The following is a 16,513-nucleotide window of genomic DNA, read 5'->3' as shown; positions in this document are numbered from 1 at the left end:
TACTAGTCTCGACGCTGAGCTGCTAAAAAAGCGCGTAACGAAGCCGGCTTAACGGGCTTGGTTAACACCAAATACCCTTTTTCGCGTGCTAACTGCTTAAGCTCGTCACTGCCATCAGCCGTCAATAATGCCCCTTGAAGGTGTTTTGCATGCTCGCGCAGTGCATCTAAGCTTTCAATTCCATTAAGCCGGTCATGCAAGTGATAATCCACTAACAGCACATGGGGCGCTTGTTTCATCTTTGATAACGCATCGTCAATAGTGGTTGCTGTAATCACGTCGATGCCCCATTGCGATAGCAACGCCTCCATACCCATCAGGATTTCCACATCATTATCGAGACAGAGCACGCGCAAGCCATCTAGCGCTAAGGCGTTGGATGGGGCGGGGACAGCTGCGCTCGTAGTGGGATCTGGTAAGGGTGGCGGAGCCAAAGGAACACGAATGCTAAACATGCTTCCTTTATTAACTTCTGATATCGCTTGCAAGGGATGATTCAATAAGCTAGAAATGCGCTGACAAATCGATAAGCCCAGCCCCATTCCGCGCTCGCCCCAATCGTAACTCTGGTCATATCGATGAAACTCGTTATAAATATTTTGTAGGTGATGTGGAGGAATGCCTTGTCCGCTATCCCAGACCTGGAACTCCATCGCATCACCGCGAACCCGCCCTGCAACAATAATGCGGCCTTCGCGTGTATAACGTAATGCGTTAGCAATAAAGTTTTGCAAAACTCGGCGTAGTAAACGCTGATCGCTACGTACATACAAGGGCCTTATGTAGGTGCGTAAAGCTAAATGGCGTCGCTTAGCCAACGGGGCATACTGTTGAAGCAAGTCATTGACTACCTCTTCCGCTTTAAAAACAGTAATTTCAGGCTGTAATGCCCCTGCATCTAACTGGGAGATATCCAAAAGCCCGTCTAAGAGCTCTTCGGCTGCACGTAACGACGCATCGACGCGTTCAGATAAGCGTCGCATTTCATTTGTGTCGGTACTGTCATGCAAGGCTGACGCAAACAGTCGTGCCGCATTAATTGGCTGCAGCACATCGTGGCTAACGGCGGTCAAAAAATGCGTACGCGATTGCTGGGCACGTTCGGCTTCTTGGGTACGTTCGGCCACCCGTTGCTCGAGGTTTTCATTAATTTCCAGTAATTCGCGCTCGACACGTTTGTATTCGGTCACATCTGAATAGCTGGTCACATATCCCCCGCCAGGCAAAGGACGCCCACGTAGTTCAATGACTTGCTTATTGTTTAGCGTACGTTGAAACACATGCGAGGTGCCAGCACGCATAAAAGCAATACGGCGTCTGACGGCTTCTTCGATATCGCGTGGATGTCGATGTTGGATTTTGCCACGCTGGGCGTTAAAACGAATCAAATCAGCCACTGGGCGTCCTACATACAGCATGCCGGGCGGGTAATCCAAGAGCTGTTGATAACGTTGATTCCAAGCGACTAGGCACATCTCGGCATCGACTACACTGACGCCTTGATCCAGATTTTCTAGGGTTGCTAACAAGATGTCACGGTTAAAACGTAGCTCTTGCCCTGCTTCATCCAAGATCGCCACGATGGTAGTGACTTCCATGCCCGAACCACGTAATGCACTGGTAAGCACCAAGCGCGCCGAAGCTGCACCTACGGCTGCCGCTAAAAGTAACTCAGTGAATTGGATCCAGCCACTATTAGCGCGCAAGTCCACATCTAAATGTTGATTTAGCAACGCAGCTTGTTTTTCAAATGCCCACGTGGCTTTTTTCTCTCCGACAATACGACCGGCTAAAGCAAGCAGGTCGAGCACATATAAATCCCCATAGGACTGTTTAGAAGGCAAAGCACGTCGTTCAGCGTAAGGATCTAAAAAAGGTTCAGCACGTAAGCGGTCTCGCAAGCCGGGCCGCTTGCGGAAAGACACAAACAAAAAGGCACTAATATTAAATAACAGCGACCAAAATGTGCCATGCGACAAAGGATCTAAGCCCGTCAAGCCAAAAAGCTGATAAGGACTAAGCCAACGTATGTCCCAAGGCCCGTTATAAAGCCAAGCGGAATTAAACCACCCTGACTCGGTAAGGGTTGGCAGCAATAAGGTATAAATCCACACCCCAAAACCAAGAACTAAACCAGACTCAACACCGCGACGGCTCGCCCCTTGCCAATACAAGCCTCCAATCAACCCTGGGGCGAACTGGGCAACCGCCGCAAACGCCATTAAGCCATAGGCAGAGAGTGCTGTATCGCTGCCGCTACTTAAGTAATACCCATAGGCCCAGGCCGAAATAAACAGAATCGCCATACGACGAATCCATAACACGGTGCGTGACATATCGCCTTGGGCCTGCTGCGCCCAACCACGACGCAATAAAATGGGCATAACTAAGTCGTTACTGACTAAAGTCGACAAGGCCACACTAGTCACAATTACCATACCTGTGGCCGCAGAAAAACCACCAATATAAACCGCCAATGCCAGAGTGAGCTGATTTTGCGACAGAGGCAAAGCCAACACAAACGTATCCGGCGCCACCGCACCGCTGCCACCGAATAACTGCACACCTACCGCGGCAATAGGCAACACCATTAAGCTCACAATGACCAAATAGGAGCCGAACATCCAGCGAGCTCGACGTATGTCGGCCACTTTGCCACACTCGACAATGGCCACATGAAACTGACGCGGCAAACAAATAATGGCCGCAAATGCTAATAGTGTTTGGCCTACAAAACCGACTGGCGGTGCCTGCTCGATAAGCTGCTGCATAGCACCATAAACGTCTAACTGATTACGCTTAGACCATATCAAAGCAAAAACACCTACAGCAGTTAACGCAATCAATTTCACTAATGACTCAAAAGCGACAGCCAGCATTAACCCTGGTCTATGCTCGGTGGCATCGACCTGACGAGTACCAAATAAAATAGAAAACAGGGCCATTAAGATAGCCACATATAAAGCCGGGTCGCCCAAAATCGTATTTTGTATATCGCGCCCAGTTAAGATGCCTAAGCTGAGCGTAACGGCTTTGTACTGCAGAGCTAAATAAGGGATAGCCGCGATCACAGCGACTAAGGCCACCATGCCAGCAAGGCGTTGAGATCGGCCATACCGACTGGCCATAAAGTCGGCGATAGACACGGTATTTTGTGACTGCGCTACTAAGGCCAAACGCTCGATAATGCGCCAACCAAAGAGCAACATCAACATAGGCCCTAGATAAATAGGTAAATAGCCAATGCCATAGCGTACCGCCGAGCCCACCGCGCCATAAAATGTCCATGAGGAACAATACACGGCAAGGGCTAAACTGTAGACGGTGGGACGTAACCAAGGCCGTTGGGTGTAAAGAGGGTTGCGGTCCCCAACATAAGCAATGGCAAATAAAATGGCCGCATATAATAAAGACGCTAATACCACCCACACGGGTAACATTTTAATATCTCCTACTTTGGTATTGCCCGCTGACTTTGGGTGTATTTTATAGGTATATTAAGACTAATAATTACAGGTCACCATAACTAGAAACGCCTATAGGCTTCACGCTCAAGACCAAATTTTCGGAGGATATATGGAGTCAACCCAATTAAATTTTGATCAGTACCCCCAAAAACCCCATGGTGGAACCCTAGTCAATCAGGTCGTGCCCGAGCATTTACGTGCTGCCGAAATCGAACGAGCACGCACCCTGCCTTGCATCCGTGTCGACCTAGAGGCCATCATCACCATTGAAATGATAACCACCGGTGTGTTGTCGCCAAACAGAGGTTTCATGAAAGAGGCCGACTATCTTTCTGTATTGAAAGATGGGCGCCTCAGCAATGGGACGATTTGGCCAGTCCCCCTTAGTTTTGCTCCTATTGGCGACCGCAACGCCGAAATTATCAGCAAGCTAAAAGTCGGTGATCAAGTCACTCTTACTGATTCAGAAAACGAACCGGTCGCTATTTTAGATATCGAAGACATTTTTGCCTACGATAAAGCCCATCGCGCTAAAAATTTGTTTGGTACGTCTGACCGAAATCATCCAGGCGTAGACTCCATTTATCGTCGCATGGGCGATACTTCGTTAGGCGGAACATTGCATTTATTAAACCGCGTTGACTGGGGCCCGTTTGAAAAATTACGCCAAGAGCCTAAAGACACGTGGCGCCTTTTCTACGAAGAACGTAAGTTTGGTTCGGTTGCTGGGTTTATTACGGGTGCAAACCCTTTGCATCGTGGGCATGAATACATTCACCGCAATGCCCTCGAGGAGGTTGATGGTCTGTTTTTACAGCCCCTAGTAGAAATGGCTAAACGCGAATACGTGCGTCATGAGTACCGGATGTTAGCGTATCGTAATGTCTTAGACACGTATTACCCCAAAGACCGCTCTATTCTTTCACCTCTACGTGTTACGTATATTTTTGCAGGGCCACGCGAAACGGTATTACATGCGTTAATCATGAAAAACTACGGCTGCACTCACGCTCTGATTGGTCGTGACCATGCAGGTATCGGGGATTTCTATGATAAATACGCGAGCCACAGTATTTTTGATCAGTTCACTCCTGAAGAGCTAGGTATCGATATTCGCCTCTTTCACGAGGTGTTCTACTGCACACGTTGCGCGGCTCATGCCTCTACCCAAACTTGTTCGCACGATGAGCGTTTCCGCTTAAACATTTCCGGTACTGGCATTCGTGAAATGCTGCGTCATGGCATTTTGCCCCCCAAAGAGGTGGTTCGCCCAGAGTCAGCCCTAGCTGCCATCCAAGGTGTACAACCCAAAGGGGTCGATGAAAATGCAATGGGTACGTTACCTATCGCCAAGGTGATCCAAAGTATGTACCCCTTCTATACCAAGTACAACCGTTTAGGTGGTGCTTTACGCAAGCACCCTTTAGATCCGGCAACCCTCAATGTCAGAGACCTCGAGGCCGCTACGGCAGATGCCCGCAATCACGCTACGACTATTTACGACGGCGTTTATCACGAGTACACCAATCTCCTAGATCACAACCGTAATCTTCAGCCCACCTGGCTCGAAGACGCGCGAGCCAATCTCCAAGCTCAACAAGCACGCCTCATTGACGATCTAGAGGAAAAACTCAAACAAGCCCCTGAAACGGCGTCTGATGAGTTTATGTATCAAGATAAAGCCGAGACAGAGCGTGAATTACACGTTGCCAAAAAACTCTTAGCTGAAGTACCGTCCTCTTTATGTTTAGAGGGGTTAGCAGAACGCACTTGGAACGTCTTGCCCTACAAGCGCTATCGTGGTGCAGACGAAGAATAAAACTACCTTTCCACAACAAAGCCCCAAGCTTTTAGGCATTGGGGCTTTTTTTGGTCTGTGGGATTAGGCTACAGCAACTGGTTTGCCAACTTTAATAGGCGCGGTTTCTTTAAAAAACAATGCAAAGAAACAGCACCCTATTAATCCAGCCAATGCCAAATACATGGTGTATTGGATGCCATAACTTTGTGCGATCCACCCCGCCAACATAGGAGCAACACCACCGCCAAAAATTTCCCCTATTCCTATAATTAACCCAACGGCCGTAGAACCTAAGGCCAAAGGTACCGACTCAACTGCTATGGTGCCACCAATCATACATAAGCAGCTGTTTGCCCCGAATGCAATGAAAAACAATAACAAAAATAAAGTTAATGGCTGAGCAGGTGTATGTATAAATTGATACAGCAGCAGTGCGGCTATCAGTAAAGCAATGACCGTAACACTTTTACGACCAAAACGATCCGATAATGCAGGAATAATGACTTGTCCAGCAAATGCACCAAAACCAATCCCTGAAGTCACAAAACCCATCTGAGAAACACTAAGCTGCAAATAGTTGGTAAAGTACACTGGGCTCATCGCACTTAGGATAAACACACAAGTCATGACGCAGCACATGCAAACAATACCGACTAATATATTTCGGTATTGAAATAGATCTTTGTAGGTATATACAGGGGAGTTTTGCTCTGGCGCCACAGGAGTAGATGATATTTTCTGAAGGTGCTTTGGCTCGCGAATGGTCTTATGCATAAAGTACGCTAATACTAATCCGGGTAAAGTCATGATCACAAATACCCAATGCCAGGAAGGTAAATACTGCACCATCTGCGTCACAATAATGGGCCCTAAACCTATACCTAATAAAGCAAAAGTGCTTTGTTGAATCCCCATATTTAAGCCACGGCGACTGGGCTTTGAAGCCTCAGCAGTCAAGGCCACACTAGTTGGCCCGAATGCCCCTTCTGATAACCCCATCATAAAACGAATAATTAATAGGCTCGTTAAGCCAGTGGCCACTCCTGTTAGGCCTGTCATTAGAGAAAACAGTATGGTGGCAGGTATTAAGACTTTTCGCCGTCCAATTCGATCAGCTAAACGTCCAGCAAATAATGAGGACGCCCCCCACGCCAAGCCCAAAATTCCCATAATATTGCCTAAGTCTTGATAGTCTAAGTTTAGGTCTTTCATCATAAGTGGATAAAGGGGGCCAATCATCCATCTATCTAAGCCCACCAGGCCAAAACCTAAGGCCAAAAGAAAAACTGCTTTCCACTCGTACTGACTATCCCACGGTGCGTGCTTTTGAAACATGATGTCTCCTCCGACCAAGCTTATTGAGTTAGCTCTTGGAGTAATTGTTCGGTGCTCAGCACACGTCCAAAAACCCGCTCGATAATCGTTAAGGTTGCATCTTGCGATGGCTGATCTAAACCGCCATTTGCATCGCTGACCATGACTACTTTGTAATCACGCATGAATGCGCTGCGCGCGGTCGACTCACAACAAATATTAGTAACGGTGCCGATAATAACGACCGTGTCGACTTGCCTTAGGCCTCGTACCGTAGCGAGCACATTATCAAGCTGCGTATTATGAAAAGCATCGTAACGATGTTTGAGGATAATATAATCATGAGCCAACGGTTTTAACTCATCTACTATATCTGCACCGGAAGTACCTAAACGTAAGCCTCCTTGCTTTAAGTTCGGGTTATAAGCGGTTTCTAAAGGAGAAATATCCCACGCTTCATGCAGCACATGTTGGCTGTAAATAATGGGAATACCTATAGTGCGGCATTGTTCCACAATTGACTGCATATTGGGTAGATAGGTTCTCGCCATGGGAACCTCCATGGGGGCTCCTTCTCGGACAAAATCATTTTGCATATCAATGACTAATAACGCCGTTTTTTCAGGATGTAGGTGCCAAGGGCTAGAGGTTGGATTCATTGCTCTCTCCTATATTGTTTTGAATGAATTTTCACAGAAAATCCTAGCATAGGGCTGAGCAATTAAAGGCATAGTATTTTTTTATATCCCCGTGTTTTTACCTATATCTTTCAATAACTTATAGAAAAATTAATTATGATTATCGGTCTGAGAGAATTACGTTTTTTCTTGGAAATTGTGGCTTTAAAAAGTATTTCCAAAGCGGCTGAATCACTGCATATTACACAGCCAGCGCTAAGCACTAAGATAAAAAAGCTTGAACAAACACTGGGCTTTACGTTGTTTGAACGAAATTGGGAAGGGGTACAACTTACTACCAAAGGCGGGTATTTCTTGCCTTATGCTGTTCAGTTATTGCAATCAATGGAAGATGCCACCACTGTTCTTAATCAAGATAACGGCAATGCCATGCAGACCTTCACGGAAGTCATTAATGACTCGCAGCGTTTGCGCATTGGCATTGATGGTTGGTTGCTGCCTTATGTTTTGCCTAGACTTTATAAGGTGCTAACTACCGACACCACAGAACATGGGTTGAAAATCGTCACCCAGCCTTCTCTGGTGTTAAAAACATTAGTAAGTCATTCATGTTTAGACTTGGCCTTTTTTTACTCTGTAGACCCAAGTGAAGACAAGGCAATACGTGCTTTACCTTTGTATGAAGATGAGATGATTTTGCTTTGTCACCAATCCCATGCTTTATTACACAGCCCGATTGAGCACCTATCTAACGTGATCAATAACCTGCCTTTTATTTTGTTTGATAACCCCACTTTATCGCACCACAGTCAAATCACTAAACGCATTACTGACTTATTTAAGATTCAGCATTTCCATGTCGTAGATGATCTTTACACGGCTTTTAGCTTAATTAGCCATAATTTAGCTTTTACTATTTTGACTGCCACCTGCGCGCTTCATTTACAAAATCATTCTATTTTTTCTAGTATTGCTGTGAAGCCTCTTGGAAACTATTTGCCGCTAGCTTATATAAATATGGCTGGATCCACTTCATTTGAACAAAGCCCCATTTTTGAGGCCATCACTACAGCCATGCAAAATATAAAAAAGCCAGCAAATAATGCTGGCTAATTCACCCCTAAAAGGGGTACTACTTGGCCGCTGTGACCATGATTTCAATCAAAATGTCAGGGCTAGCCAAGTTTGCTTCGCTAGTCACACGTACGGGCAAGTGATCAGGGTCTACCCAATCAAGCCATGCTGCGTTCATTGCAGCAAAATCACGCTCTATTTGTTTTAACCAGATCTCTGCTTTAAGTAAACGCGTTTTATCAATGCCTGCTTTAGCCAAGTTTGCATCAATTTGATTAAAAATATCTTTGGCCTGCCCGCCAACATCTAGCGTGCGATCTTTGGGTACCAAGCCTGATACATACACTAGGCCAGCATGCTCTACCACTGAGCTAAATACGGCCAAGCCTTCGTGACGTTTGATCGTCATCAGATTCTCCTTCAATTATTTTTTGTTGGTCAGTATCAGTAGCTCATGCACAGTGCGGCTACCTTTTATAGGTTTACCACGGACCTACGTGTTTGGGGTACTTTATGCAGTGGCTTTAGCCACTTAAAGGCCAATTTGACTAATTTGTTGCAGCAATTCGTGCCAATCTTGTTCGGGCTGTACTAAAGCGCAACACTCTAACCAGGCTTTAGCTGCCTGGGATAAATAACGCCCGTTCCAAAGCACGACAACCTCCCACTGTAACGGCGTCGTTTGTTCAATAACGCGGTAACTTAACTCGTCTGGCAGGCGCTGACAAAAGGGTTGCGGTAAAACGGCCACGCCTAGGCCAGCTTGTGCCATCGAAATTAACCAATCACCCTGACTGCTTTGGGCATAAATACGCGGCTGCACTGGCTCTTGAAGTAGATGGCGTCGCAAAAGTCGTGTTAAGCCAAACTCATCATTTAAAAAGAGCAAAGGCTTGTTGACTAACTGCTGCAAGCGGATGGGGGCTTGGCTGCGGGGTAATTGTTCTGCACGCCCTAATGCATAAATGGGATAACTAATCACTCGATTCGTTTGTAAAGGCAAATCGGGATCAATCGGTGCAATACTAAACCCCAAATCTAACTGCCCAGACGCCACTAATTGCTCGATGGCTGGACCTGGCTGCTCGATAATTTGCAAATGAATAGTGGGGTAACGTTCTCTAAATTCTTTTAGGGCAGACGTAAAAAGCAAATTAATCATGGGCGGCAGACCGATTCTTAAATGCCCTTTGGTTAAGGCTTGAATATGGTGCACCTCTTGCTGCAGGTGGCCGAGGTCCTGCAACAACTGCCCACCTTTTTCGAACAACACCTGACCTACATCGCTAAGTAATAAGGGTTTGCTGTTACGCACAATCAGTAGTTCGCCTACTTGATCCTCTAGGGTACGTACCATTTTGCTAACCGTGGACTGCCCGACCCCTAGGGATTGAGCCGCAGCGGTGAAACTACCTAAGCGCACCGTTTCAACAAAATACCGTAAGGCCATTACATTTAACATGCCCATTCCTAATATGAATTTATCTGATAGATTTTATTCATAATTGCAATGATATGCTCAGTTCTGCATACAAAAACAACAGATTAGGAGCAACTATGTGGCAGGAACGTATACGTCGTAAGGAGTTACACAGCAAACTCATGTCAGCTGAAGAGGCGGTGGGTTTTATTCGTGCTGGCATGACAATTGGTTTAAGTGGTTTTACGCGGGCTGGGGATAGTAAAGCTATTCCCGTTGCCTTAGCGGCTAAAGCCACAACACAAGGCCCACTGCATCTTACTGTGTTAACCGGGGCTTCATTGGGTAATGACAGTGACGGGCTGATGAGCCAAACGCATGCGGTAGCACGTCGCTCTCCGTTCCAAGTGGATGGGGTGATGCGCCAGCATATTAATGCAGGTAAAGTTCAATTCTATGATATGCATTTATCCGAGATGGCAGAGCAACTGCGCTCTGAGCCAGGCACCCCCATTGACGTCGCTGTGATTGAAGCTGTTGCGATCACTGAAGAGGGTCATATTGTGCCTAGTACCTCGGTAGGGAACTCGGCTAGTTTTGCACAACACGCTAAGCAAATCATTGTTGAGCTGAATACCGCTCTGCCTGCAGCGTTGGAAACCTACCATGACATTTACGTGCCGGCCCAACGCCCTCATCGTGAGCCCATTGCGTTAACTACCGTTGACCAACGCCTAGGACAGACAGCGATTACCATTGACCCAGACCGCATCGTTGCTATTGTATTAACCCATCAATTAGATAGCCCTTCCACTGCAACCCCTCCTGATACGGAAACCCAGCGTATTGCAGGTCACATCGTGCGCTTTTTAGAGCAAGAGGTGGCTAATGGACGGCTCAGTGCCTCATTACTTCCCCTGCAAGTGGGTATAGGCAGTATTGCGAACGCCGTGACACAAGGGTTAGTAGAATCTGACTTTAACGAACTGGAAATGTATTCAGAGGTATTACAAGACAGTGCTTTTCACTTATTAGAGTCAGGACAGTTACGCTTTGCGTCAGCGTCTTCTATTACATTAACCGCCCCCATGATGGAGCATTTTTTCGCGAACCTAGAGCGTTATCGCGACCGCATTGTTTTACGGCCCCAAGAGATCAGTAATCACCCCGAGCTGGTACGGCGGCTTGGCATTATTGCTATCAACACCGCTTTGGAATTTGATTTGTATGGCAACGTAAACTCCACTCATGTCAGTGGTACGAAGATGATGAATGGCATTGGCGGCTCAGGCGACTTTGCACGAAACGCCCATCTTTCTATTTTCGTGACCAAATCATTAGCCAAAGGGGGAGCGATTAGTCGAGTTGTCCCTATGGTGTCTCATGTGGATCATTGTGAGCACGATGTAGATATCGTCGTCACAGAGCAAGGCTTAGCTGACTTACGTGGCTTAGCGCCCCGGGAACGCGCCCGATGCATTATTGAGCAATGTGTACACCCCGATTACCAAGCCGCTTTATTGGATTATTTTGAACGCGCTTGCCAACGTGGGGGCCATACCCCTCATTTACTAGAAGAAGCATTACGCTGGCACCAACGGTTTGAAGAAACCGGTGATATGCGTCTTACTCAAGCTGCCTATTCGTTGTAGTTTTTTGAAGTACCTGTAGTACCTGTCGTTTGTTTTCCGGCTCTCTCCTTATTAGGACGAGCCGGTTTTTTTGGGTAGGTAAAAACGCTAAGACCACAGCATTAATAATTGCACTACCGCTTAAACCCCTTTACAATTTTTGCTTTTAAACCACGAGCAAACACATGAGCGCTGGCCCCCTTTTAGTTAAGAATACGTCAGTCGTTTTATTGCGCGCCCGCCGTTTTTTTGGGGCAAATATTGTTAATTTACCCGCCATTTATTTTGTTAAAAAATACTTAAACTCGGCACATCTAACGCTTTTCTCAGATAATAACTTACGTACTTTTTACGCTCAGATTCCATGGGTTGACCTTCATTACGAGACCCAAAGCTTTGTGAAAACCTGGCAGCGTATTCCCAAAAACACCTCTTTACTCTACTGTATGCGTCCTAGTATGGACAGCGCACCGCTATTTAAATGGTTCAATGGTATCCCTACGACCATTGGCTTGGACTTACGATCTGGTTTTTTGAATAGCTTATTCGATGTGCATGTGCCTTGCCATCTAACCCAATACCGCGCCATTGCGCACTTAGCCCCCTTATTGGCGTACAGTCAAGCACCCTTGGAACCCCATTATTACTTACGCGAGGCATTGCTGGATCTTGCTGAGCCCACTAGCCCTGAAAACAGCGTGTGTTTAATGCCGGGCGCGGGGGGTGGTGAGCATAAAAAATGGGGGATTCATCAATTTTTTACGTGCGCTCAACAGCTACAAAAAACATACCCGAGTTTGCATTTTCATTTTGTGCTAGGGCAAAATGAGGCAAAAGAAAAAGCTTTTTTATTACAGCAGCCTTCTGCCGCGCTCAACTTTAGTATCCAAGAAAATTTAAGTTTATCAGCGCTTATTACGCTTGTTGAAAACAGTTTATTAACCATAGCCAATGACTGCGGCCCTTCACATGTCAGTCAATGTTTAACCAAGCCATTTATTGGTCTTTATAAAGAATCCAATCCAGAATGGTTTCATGCGCATTCTCAAAGCCAAAGCCTTAGTCCAACTAACGGGCCTGTGTCGTCTATTTCGCATCATCACGTCATGAATGCAAGTTTGCGCCTTTTACAGCAACAAAAAACCCGCTTGACGCATCAAGCGGGTTTTAGATTGGCTTAGTAAATAATTACATGTTTTCGATCATGACTTTACCGAAGTCTGAGCAAGAAACCTGAGTGGCTCCTTCCATGAGACGAGCAAAGTCATAAGTGACTTTCTTGGATTGAATAGCTTTTTCCATGCTACTGATGATGAGGTCAGCAGCTTCGGTCCAGCCCATGTGGCGTAGCATCATTTCAGCAGAAAGGATTAAAGAACCGGGGTTCACGTAGTCTTTACCTGCATATTTAGGAGCCGTACCGTGGGTGGCCTCGAATACAGCAACGGAATCAGAGATATTCGCACCAGGAGCAATACCAATACCACCTACCTGAGCCGCTAGCGCATCGGAGACGTAGTCGCCGTTAAGGTTCAGTGTAGCAATCACGCTGTACTCGGCAGGACGCAATAAGATTTGCTGCAAGAACGCATCTGCAATGGAGTCCTTGATGATGATGTCTTTGCCGTTTTTAGGGTTTTTGATTTTGCACCATGGGCCGCCGTCGATGAGTTCGCCACCAAATTCATTCATGGCAAGCTCGTAGCTCCAATCACGGAAACCACCTTCGGTAAATTTCATGATGTTGCCTTTGTGTACGATAGTCACAGAAGGCTTGTCGTTATCAATAGCGTACTGGATCGCTTTACGCACCAAGCGCTGGGTACCCTCTTTGGATACGGGTTTTACACCAATACCGGACGTATTAGGGAAGCGAATTTGAGTAACACCTAGCTCATTTTGTAAAAACTCGATCAGTTTTTTGGCATTAGCAGACTCGGCTTCGAATTCGATACCCGCGTAAATGTCTTCTGAGTTTTCACGGAAAATAGCCATGTCTGTTTTCTCGGGCTCTTTCACAGGGGAAGGCACACCAGAGAAGTAACGTACAGGACGCAAACACACGTATAAATCTAGCTGCTGACGCAAGGCAACGTTCAATGAACGAATACCACCACCTACAGGTGTGGTCAAAGGACCTTTAATTGACACCACATAGTCTTTAACGGCGTCTAGGGTTTCTTCGGGCAACCAGACGTCGGGACCATATACCTGAGTGGATTTTTCACCTGCAAAAACTTCCATCCAGTGAATTTTTTTCTCGCCGCCGTAGGCTTTCTCAACTGCCGCATCCACGACGTTGATCATAACGGGAGAAATATCTACACCAATCCCATCGCCTTCGATGTAAGGAATGACAGGCTGGTTGGGTACATTCAATGAGAAATCGGCATTGACCGTAATTTTTTCGCCCTGAGCAGGGACTTTAATATGCTGATAAGACATGGATGCTCCAGTAGTTTGAACAGGGAAGATAAAGCAAGGCTGCTTTATCTGAGTCGTTAGTCTTATATAAGAGTTTAGCCTAAAACGCCTCAAATGACGAAAAATAGCGCGGCTTTTTTTCATTAGCTAGCCAAAATCAATGGCTTTAACTAAAAACCCTATCCAACGTTAAGCCAAACAAGACAAAATCTGTTTAAGGCTCTAGCATTACACTATGAACTCTTTTTGCTTGTGGACATCGTATGTTTAACCCTTCCCGAGACCAAGTACGCCAGTTTTTCATTGAAGCTTGGAGTAAATACCGCCAAAAGCAACTCTTAAGCCCATTAGAGAACATGGCAGTTAATTTAGTTCAACAGCACCCTGAATACCATGATTTGCTAGCCTCCCCAGAGGCCACGCACCATGAATTCAGCGTAGAAAAAGGCCAAACTAATCCTTTTTTGCATCTTTCTATGCACTTGGCTATCCAAGAGCAGCTCTCTATTGACCAGCCGCCTGGCATCAAGCAGGCCTATGACCGCCTAGTGGCCACTTTGGATCCCCATGAGGCCACGCATCGCATTATGGATGCGCTCGGAGAAATCATCTGGGAAGCACAACGACTCAATAAGCCCTTAGATAACGAACGGTATATTGAGCTGATTCATCGTTACGCCAATATTTAATCTACTGACTGATCATGACCCACCCTACGCATTTTTCAGGAACTGAGCGCTATATTGCGACAGAAGACTTACGCTTAGCTGTTAATGCTGCATTGACCTTAGAGCGTCCTCTTTTGCTTAAAGGCGAACCCGGTACGGGGAAAACGTTGCTGGCCGAAGAGGTAGCTGCCGCTTTAGGTCGCCCCCTTATGCAATGGCATATTAAATCATCCACCAAAGCCCAACAGGGGCTGTATGAATACGATGCGGTATCACGCTTACGTGACTCCCAATTAGGCGATGCACGTGTTCACCATATTGCTAACTACATTGTTAAAGGGGCGGTCTGGGATGCCTTCGAATCCGACACCCCTGCTGTACTGTTAATTGATGAAATTGATAAAGCAGATATCGAATTTCCAAACGATTTACTACGCGAAATCGACAAAATGGAATTTCATGTGTACGAAACCCAGCAAACCATTCGGGCCAAACATCGTCCATTGATTATCATTACTTCAAATAATGAAAAGGAACTTCCAGACGCTTTTTTACGGCGCTGTTTTTTTCATTACATTCGCTTTCCTGTCCCCCAAACACTGAGTGATATTGTTCAGGTCCATTTCCCCCAATTAGAACAACAACTACTTGATGCTGCATTAAGTCGTTTTTATGCATTACGTAATGCCTCTGGCCTAAAGAAAAAACCGTCTACGTCAGAGTTTTTAGATTGGCTTGGCCTTCTTTTAAGCCATAGTGCAAGCACGGATTCATTAAGGGATCAAAACCTCACCCAAACGCCTTTTCTTGGGGCGTTGATTAAAAACGAACAGGACCTCACGTTGTTAGATCGTCTTTCGCGCTATGGACGTTAGTCAATTGTTATGTTGATTCGGTTCTTTTATTTCTTACGACATCAGCAACTGCCGGTGTCTATTCAAGAGTTCATGTTGTTAACACAGGCCTTATGCAGCTCTGCAACAGCGCTCTCTATTGATGAGTTTTACTATTTAGGCCGACTCATTCTTATTAAAGATGAAAGTTTGTTTGATCGTTATGATCTGGCTTTTAGCCAATTTCATCAAGAGTTAGCCCAAGCCCTAGAAGCTGGCGCGGTAGTGCCTGCCGATTGGCTGATTAAAACACTTCAAAAACAACTCAGTGATACCGAAAAAGCCAACTTAAAAAAACATGAATTAGATGAACTTCTTGAACTTTTTAAGAAAACCTTAGCCGAACAAACTGAACGTCATGCTGGCGGCAACAAATGGGTAGGCACGGGGGGAAGCTCGCCCTTTGGCCACGGCGGCTATCATCCTCAAGGCATTCGTCTGGGTGGCCCCTCGGCTGGGAATCGTACTGCTGTCAAAGTGTGGGAAGAACGTCACTACCAAGATTATGACGATCAGCTCGAGCTGGGCACTCGTAATAGTCAAGTGGCGTTGCGACGCTTACGGCGCTTTGCGCGTCAAGGCGCCCCTACCGAACTTGATCTACCCGCTACGATACACAGCACGGCACAACATGCCGGTTTATTAGACCTGCAACTACGCGCACCGCGTCGCAATGCGGTTAAGGTCTTGATGTTCCTTGATGTAGGGGGCAGCATGGATAGCCATATACGTCAGGTCGAAGAGCTATTCTATGCTGCTCGCAGTGAATATAAACATCTGGAGGTGTATTACTTTCATAACTGCCCTTACGAATGGCTTTGGCGCCATAACCAAAGACGTTTTGACGAGCGCATTCCCACCAACGAGGTGTTAACCAAATATAACGAAGATTGGCGTGTGATCTTTGTAGGAGATGCTACCATGAGCCCCATAGAGATCAACCATAAAGGGGGGTCTGTAGAGCACAACAACCCCGAAACGGGCGCAGTGTGGCTGCAGCGTTTTATAACGCGTTGGCCTAAGCTCGTTTGGTTAAATCCTACTCAGCCCCAACATTGGGTTTACCACCAATCTATTTTTATGATTCGGCAATTAACCCATGATCGTATGTACCCCATTAGCATACGTGGATTGGAATCAGCCATGCAATTCCTAACAAAATAATTGAGGCTTACAAGAATGC

At 46.2% G+C, this 16,513-nt stretch carries 13 protein-coding genes; 7 read left to right on the top strand and 6 right to left on the bottom strand.

Features of this window, described 5'->3' with window-relative positions:
• Positions 1-2: 2 nt before the first annotated feature.
• On the bottom strand, positions 3-3,440 hold the full coding sequence (locus GGR41_RS12765; protein ID WP_167662229.1) for a hybrid sensor histidine kinase/response regulator: 3,438 nt from the start codon (positions 3,438-3,440) through the stop codon (positions 3-5).
• A 136-nt stretch (positions 3,441-3,576) separates the two neighbouring features.
• Between GGR41_RS12765 and GGR41_RS12760 the strand changes: the two genes are divergently transcribed.
• Positions 3,577-5,286 (top strand): sulfate adenylyltransferase, encoded by a 1,710-nt coding sequence (locus GGR41_RS12760; RefSeq protein ID WP_167662228.1) that lies wholly within the window; start codon positions 3,577-3,579, stop codon positions 5,284-5,286.
• A 63-nt stretch (positions 5,287-5,349) separates the two neighbouring features.
• Here the strand turns inward: GGR41_RS12760 and GGR41_RS12755 are convergent, their stop codons facing one another.
• Both GGR41_RS12755 and GGR41_RS12750 read right to left on the bottom strand, forming a co-directional pair.
• Complete coding sequence (locus GGR41_RS12755) at positions 5,350-6,603, bottom strand: MFS transporter (protein WP_167662227.1); 1,254 nt, start codon at positions 6,601-6,603, stop codon at positions 5,350-5,352.
• Positions 6,604-6,623: 20 nt separating this feature from the next.
• Positions 6,624-7,241: an isochorismatase family protein gene (locus tag GGR41_RS12750; RefSeq protein ID WP_167662226.1), complete on the bottom strand. Its 618-nt coding sequence runs from the start codon at positions 7,239-7,241 to the stop codon at positions 6,624-6,626.
• A gap of 135 nt (positions 7,242-7,376) precedes the next feature.
• Here GGR41_RS12750 and GGR41_RS12745 point away from each other — a divergent pair, with 135 nt between their 5' ends.
• A complete protein-coding gene (locus GGR41_RS12745; protein ID WP_167662225.1) occupies positions 7,377-8,333 on the top strand; it encodes a LysR family transcriptional regulator in 957 nt (318 codons plus the stop codon).
• 19 nt (positions 8,334-8,352) lie between these two features.
• Here the strand turns inward: GGR41_RS12745 and GGR41_RS12740 are convergent, their stop codons facing one another.
• Together GGR41_RS12740 and GGR41_RS12735 are read right to left on the bottom strand one after the other, a co-directional pair.
• Positions 8,353-8,703, bottom strand: coding sequence for a RidA family protein (locus GGR41_RS12740; protein WP_167662224.1), 351 nt, complete (start codon positions 8,701-8,703; stop codon positions 8,353-8,355).
• Between the two features lie 123 nt (positions 8,704-8,826).
• Positions 8,827-9,756, bottom strand: a complete 930-nt coding sequence (locus GGR41_RS12735; protein WP_229711243.1) for a LysR family transcriptional regulator — start codon at positions 9,754-9,756, stop codon at positions 8,827-8,829.
• Positions 9,757-9,851: 95 nt separating this feature from the next.
• On the opposite strand from GGR41_RS12735, the gene GGR41_RS12730 reads away from it, so the two are divergent.
• Both GGR41_RS12730 and GGR41_RS12725 read left to right on the top strand, forming a co-directional pair.
• Complete coding sequence (locus GGR41_RS12730) at positions 9,852-11,366, top strand: acetyl-CoA hydrolase/transferase family protein (protein WP_167662222.1); 1,515 nt, start codon at positions 9,852-9,854, stop codon at positions 11,364-11,366.
• Positions 11,367-11,530: 164 nt separating this feature from the next.
• A complete protein-coding gene (locus GGR41_RS12725; RefSeq protein WP_167662221.1) occupies positions 11,531-12,526 on the top strand; it encodes a glycosyltransferase family 9 protein in 996 nt (331 codons plus the stop codon).
• A 7-nt stretch (positions 12,527-12,533) separates the two neighbouring features.
• Here GGR41_RS12725 and icd read toward each other — a convergent pair whose 3' ends face one another.
• Positions 12,534-13,790, bottom strand: a complete 1,257-nt coding sequence (gene icd / locus GGR41_RS12720) for an NADP-dependent isocitrate dehydrogenase (protein WP_077733739.1) — start codon at positions 13,788-13,790, stop codon at positions 12,534-12,536.
• Between the two features lie 242 nt (positions 13,791-14,032).
• On the opposite strand from icd, the gene GGR41_RS12715 reads away from it, so the two are divergent.
• From GGR41_RS12715 to GGR41_RS12705, 3 genes are read left to right on the top strand one after another with little or no spacing between them, the layout of a single operon-like run.
• Complete coding sequence (locus tag GGR41_RS12715) at positions 14,033-14,458, top strand: DUF1841 family protein (RefSeq protein ID WP_167662220.1); 426 nt, start codon at positions 14,033-14,035, stop codon at positions 14,456-14,458.
• Between the two features lie 14 nt (positions 14,459-14,472).
• The gene (locus tag GGR41_RS12710; RefSeq protein WP_167662219.1) at positions 14,473-15,312 is read left to right on the top strand and encodes an AAA family ATPase; all 840 of its coding nucleotides are present in this window, start codon (positions 14,473-14,475) and stop codon (positions 15,310-15,312) included.
• Between the two features lie 9 nt (positions 15,313-15,321).
• Positions 15,322-16,494 carry a vWA domain-containing protein gene (locus GGR41_RS12705; protein ID WP_167662218.1) on the top strand — a complete coding sequence of 391 codons (1,173 nt, stop codon included), beginning with the start codon at positions 15,322-15,324 and terminating at the stop codon, positions 16,492-16,494.
• Positions 16,495-16,513 lie beyond the last annotated feature (19 nt).

Origin of the sequence: Paenalcaligenes hominis, from assembly GCF_011927625.1 — a bacterium.
In the GTDB taxonomy this organism is placed as follows: domain Bacteria; phylum Pseudomonadota; class Gammaproteobacteria; order Burkholderiales; family Burkholderiaceae_B; genus Paenalcaligenes; species Paenalcaligenes hominis.
The sequence above is the reverse complement of the archived record's forward strand: the minus strand, read 5'-3'. Positions and strand labels throughout refer to the sequence as shown.

Excerpts from the sequence above, each read along its gene's own strand:
- icd (WP_077733739.1), bottom strand. The coding sequence starts at position 13,790 with ATGTCTTATCAGCATATTAAAGTCCCTGCTCAGGGCGAAAAAATTACG.
- GGR41_RS12765 (WP_167662229.1), bottom strand. The coding sequence starts at position 3,440 with ATGTTACCCGTGTGGGTGGTATTAGCGTCTTTATTATATGCGGCCATT.
- GGR41_RS12705 (WP_167662218.1), top strand. The coding sequence starts at position 15,322 with ATGTTGATTCGGTTCTTTTATTTCTTACGACATCAGCAACTGCCGGTG.
- GGR41_RS12725 (WP_167662221.1), top strand. The coding sequence starts at position 11,531 with ATGAGCGCTGGCCCCCTTTTAGTTAAGAATACGTCAGTCGTTTTATTG.
- GGR41_RS12740 (WP_167662224.1), bottom strand. The coding sequence starts at position 8,703 with ATGACGATCAAACGTCACGAAGGCTTGGCCGTATTTAGCTCAGTGGTA.
- GGR41_RS12735 (WP_229711243.1), bottom strand. The coding sequence starts at position 9,756 with ATGTTAAATGTAATGGCCTTACGGTATTTTGTTGAAACGGTGCGCTTA.
- GGR41_RS12750 (WP_167662226.1), bottom strand. The coding sequence starts at position 7,241 with ATGAATCCAACCTCTAGCCCTTGGCACCTACATCCTGAAAAAACGGCG.
- GGR41_RS12760 (WP_167662228.1), top strand. The coding sequence starts at position 3,577 with ATGGAGTCAACCCAATTAAATTTTGATCAGTACCCCCAAAAACCCCAT.
- GGR41_RS12745 (WP_167662225.1), top strand. The coding sequence starts at position 7,377 with ATGATTATCGGTCTGAGAGAATTACGTTTTTTCTTGGAAATTGTGGCT.
- GGR41_RS12730 (WP_167662222.1), top strand. The coding sequence starts at position 9,852 with ATGTGGCAGGAACGTATACGTCGTAAGGAGTTACACAGCAAACTCATG.
- GGR41_RS12755 (WP_167662227.1), bottom strand. The coding sequence starts at position 6,603 with ATGTTTCAAAAGCACGCACCGTGGGATAGTCAGTACGAGTGGAAAGCA.
- GGR41_RS12715 (WP_167662220.1), top strand. The coding sequence starts at position 14,033 with ATGTTTAACCCTTCCCGAGACCAAGTACGCCAGTTTTTCATTGAAGCT.
- GGR41_RS12710 (WP_167662219.1), top strand. The coding sequence starts at position 14,473 with ATGACCCACCCTACGCATTTTTCAGGAACTGAGCGCTATATTGCGACA.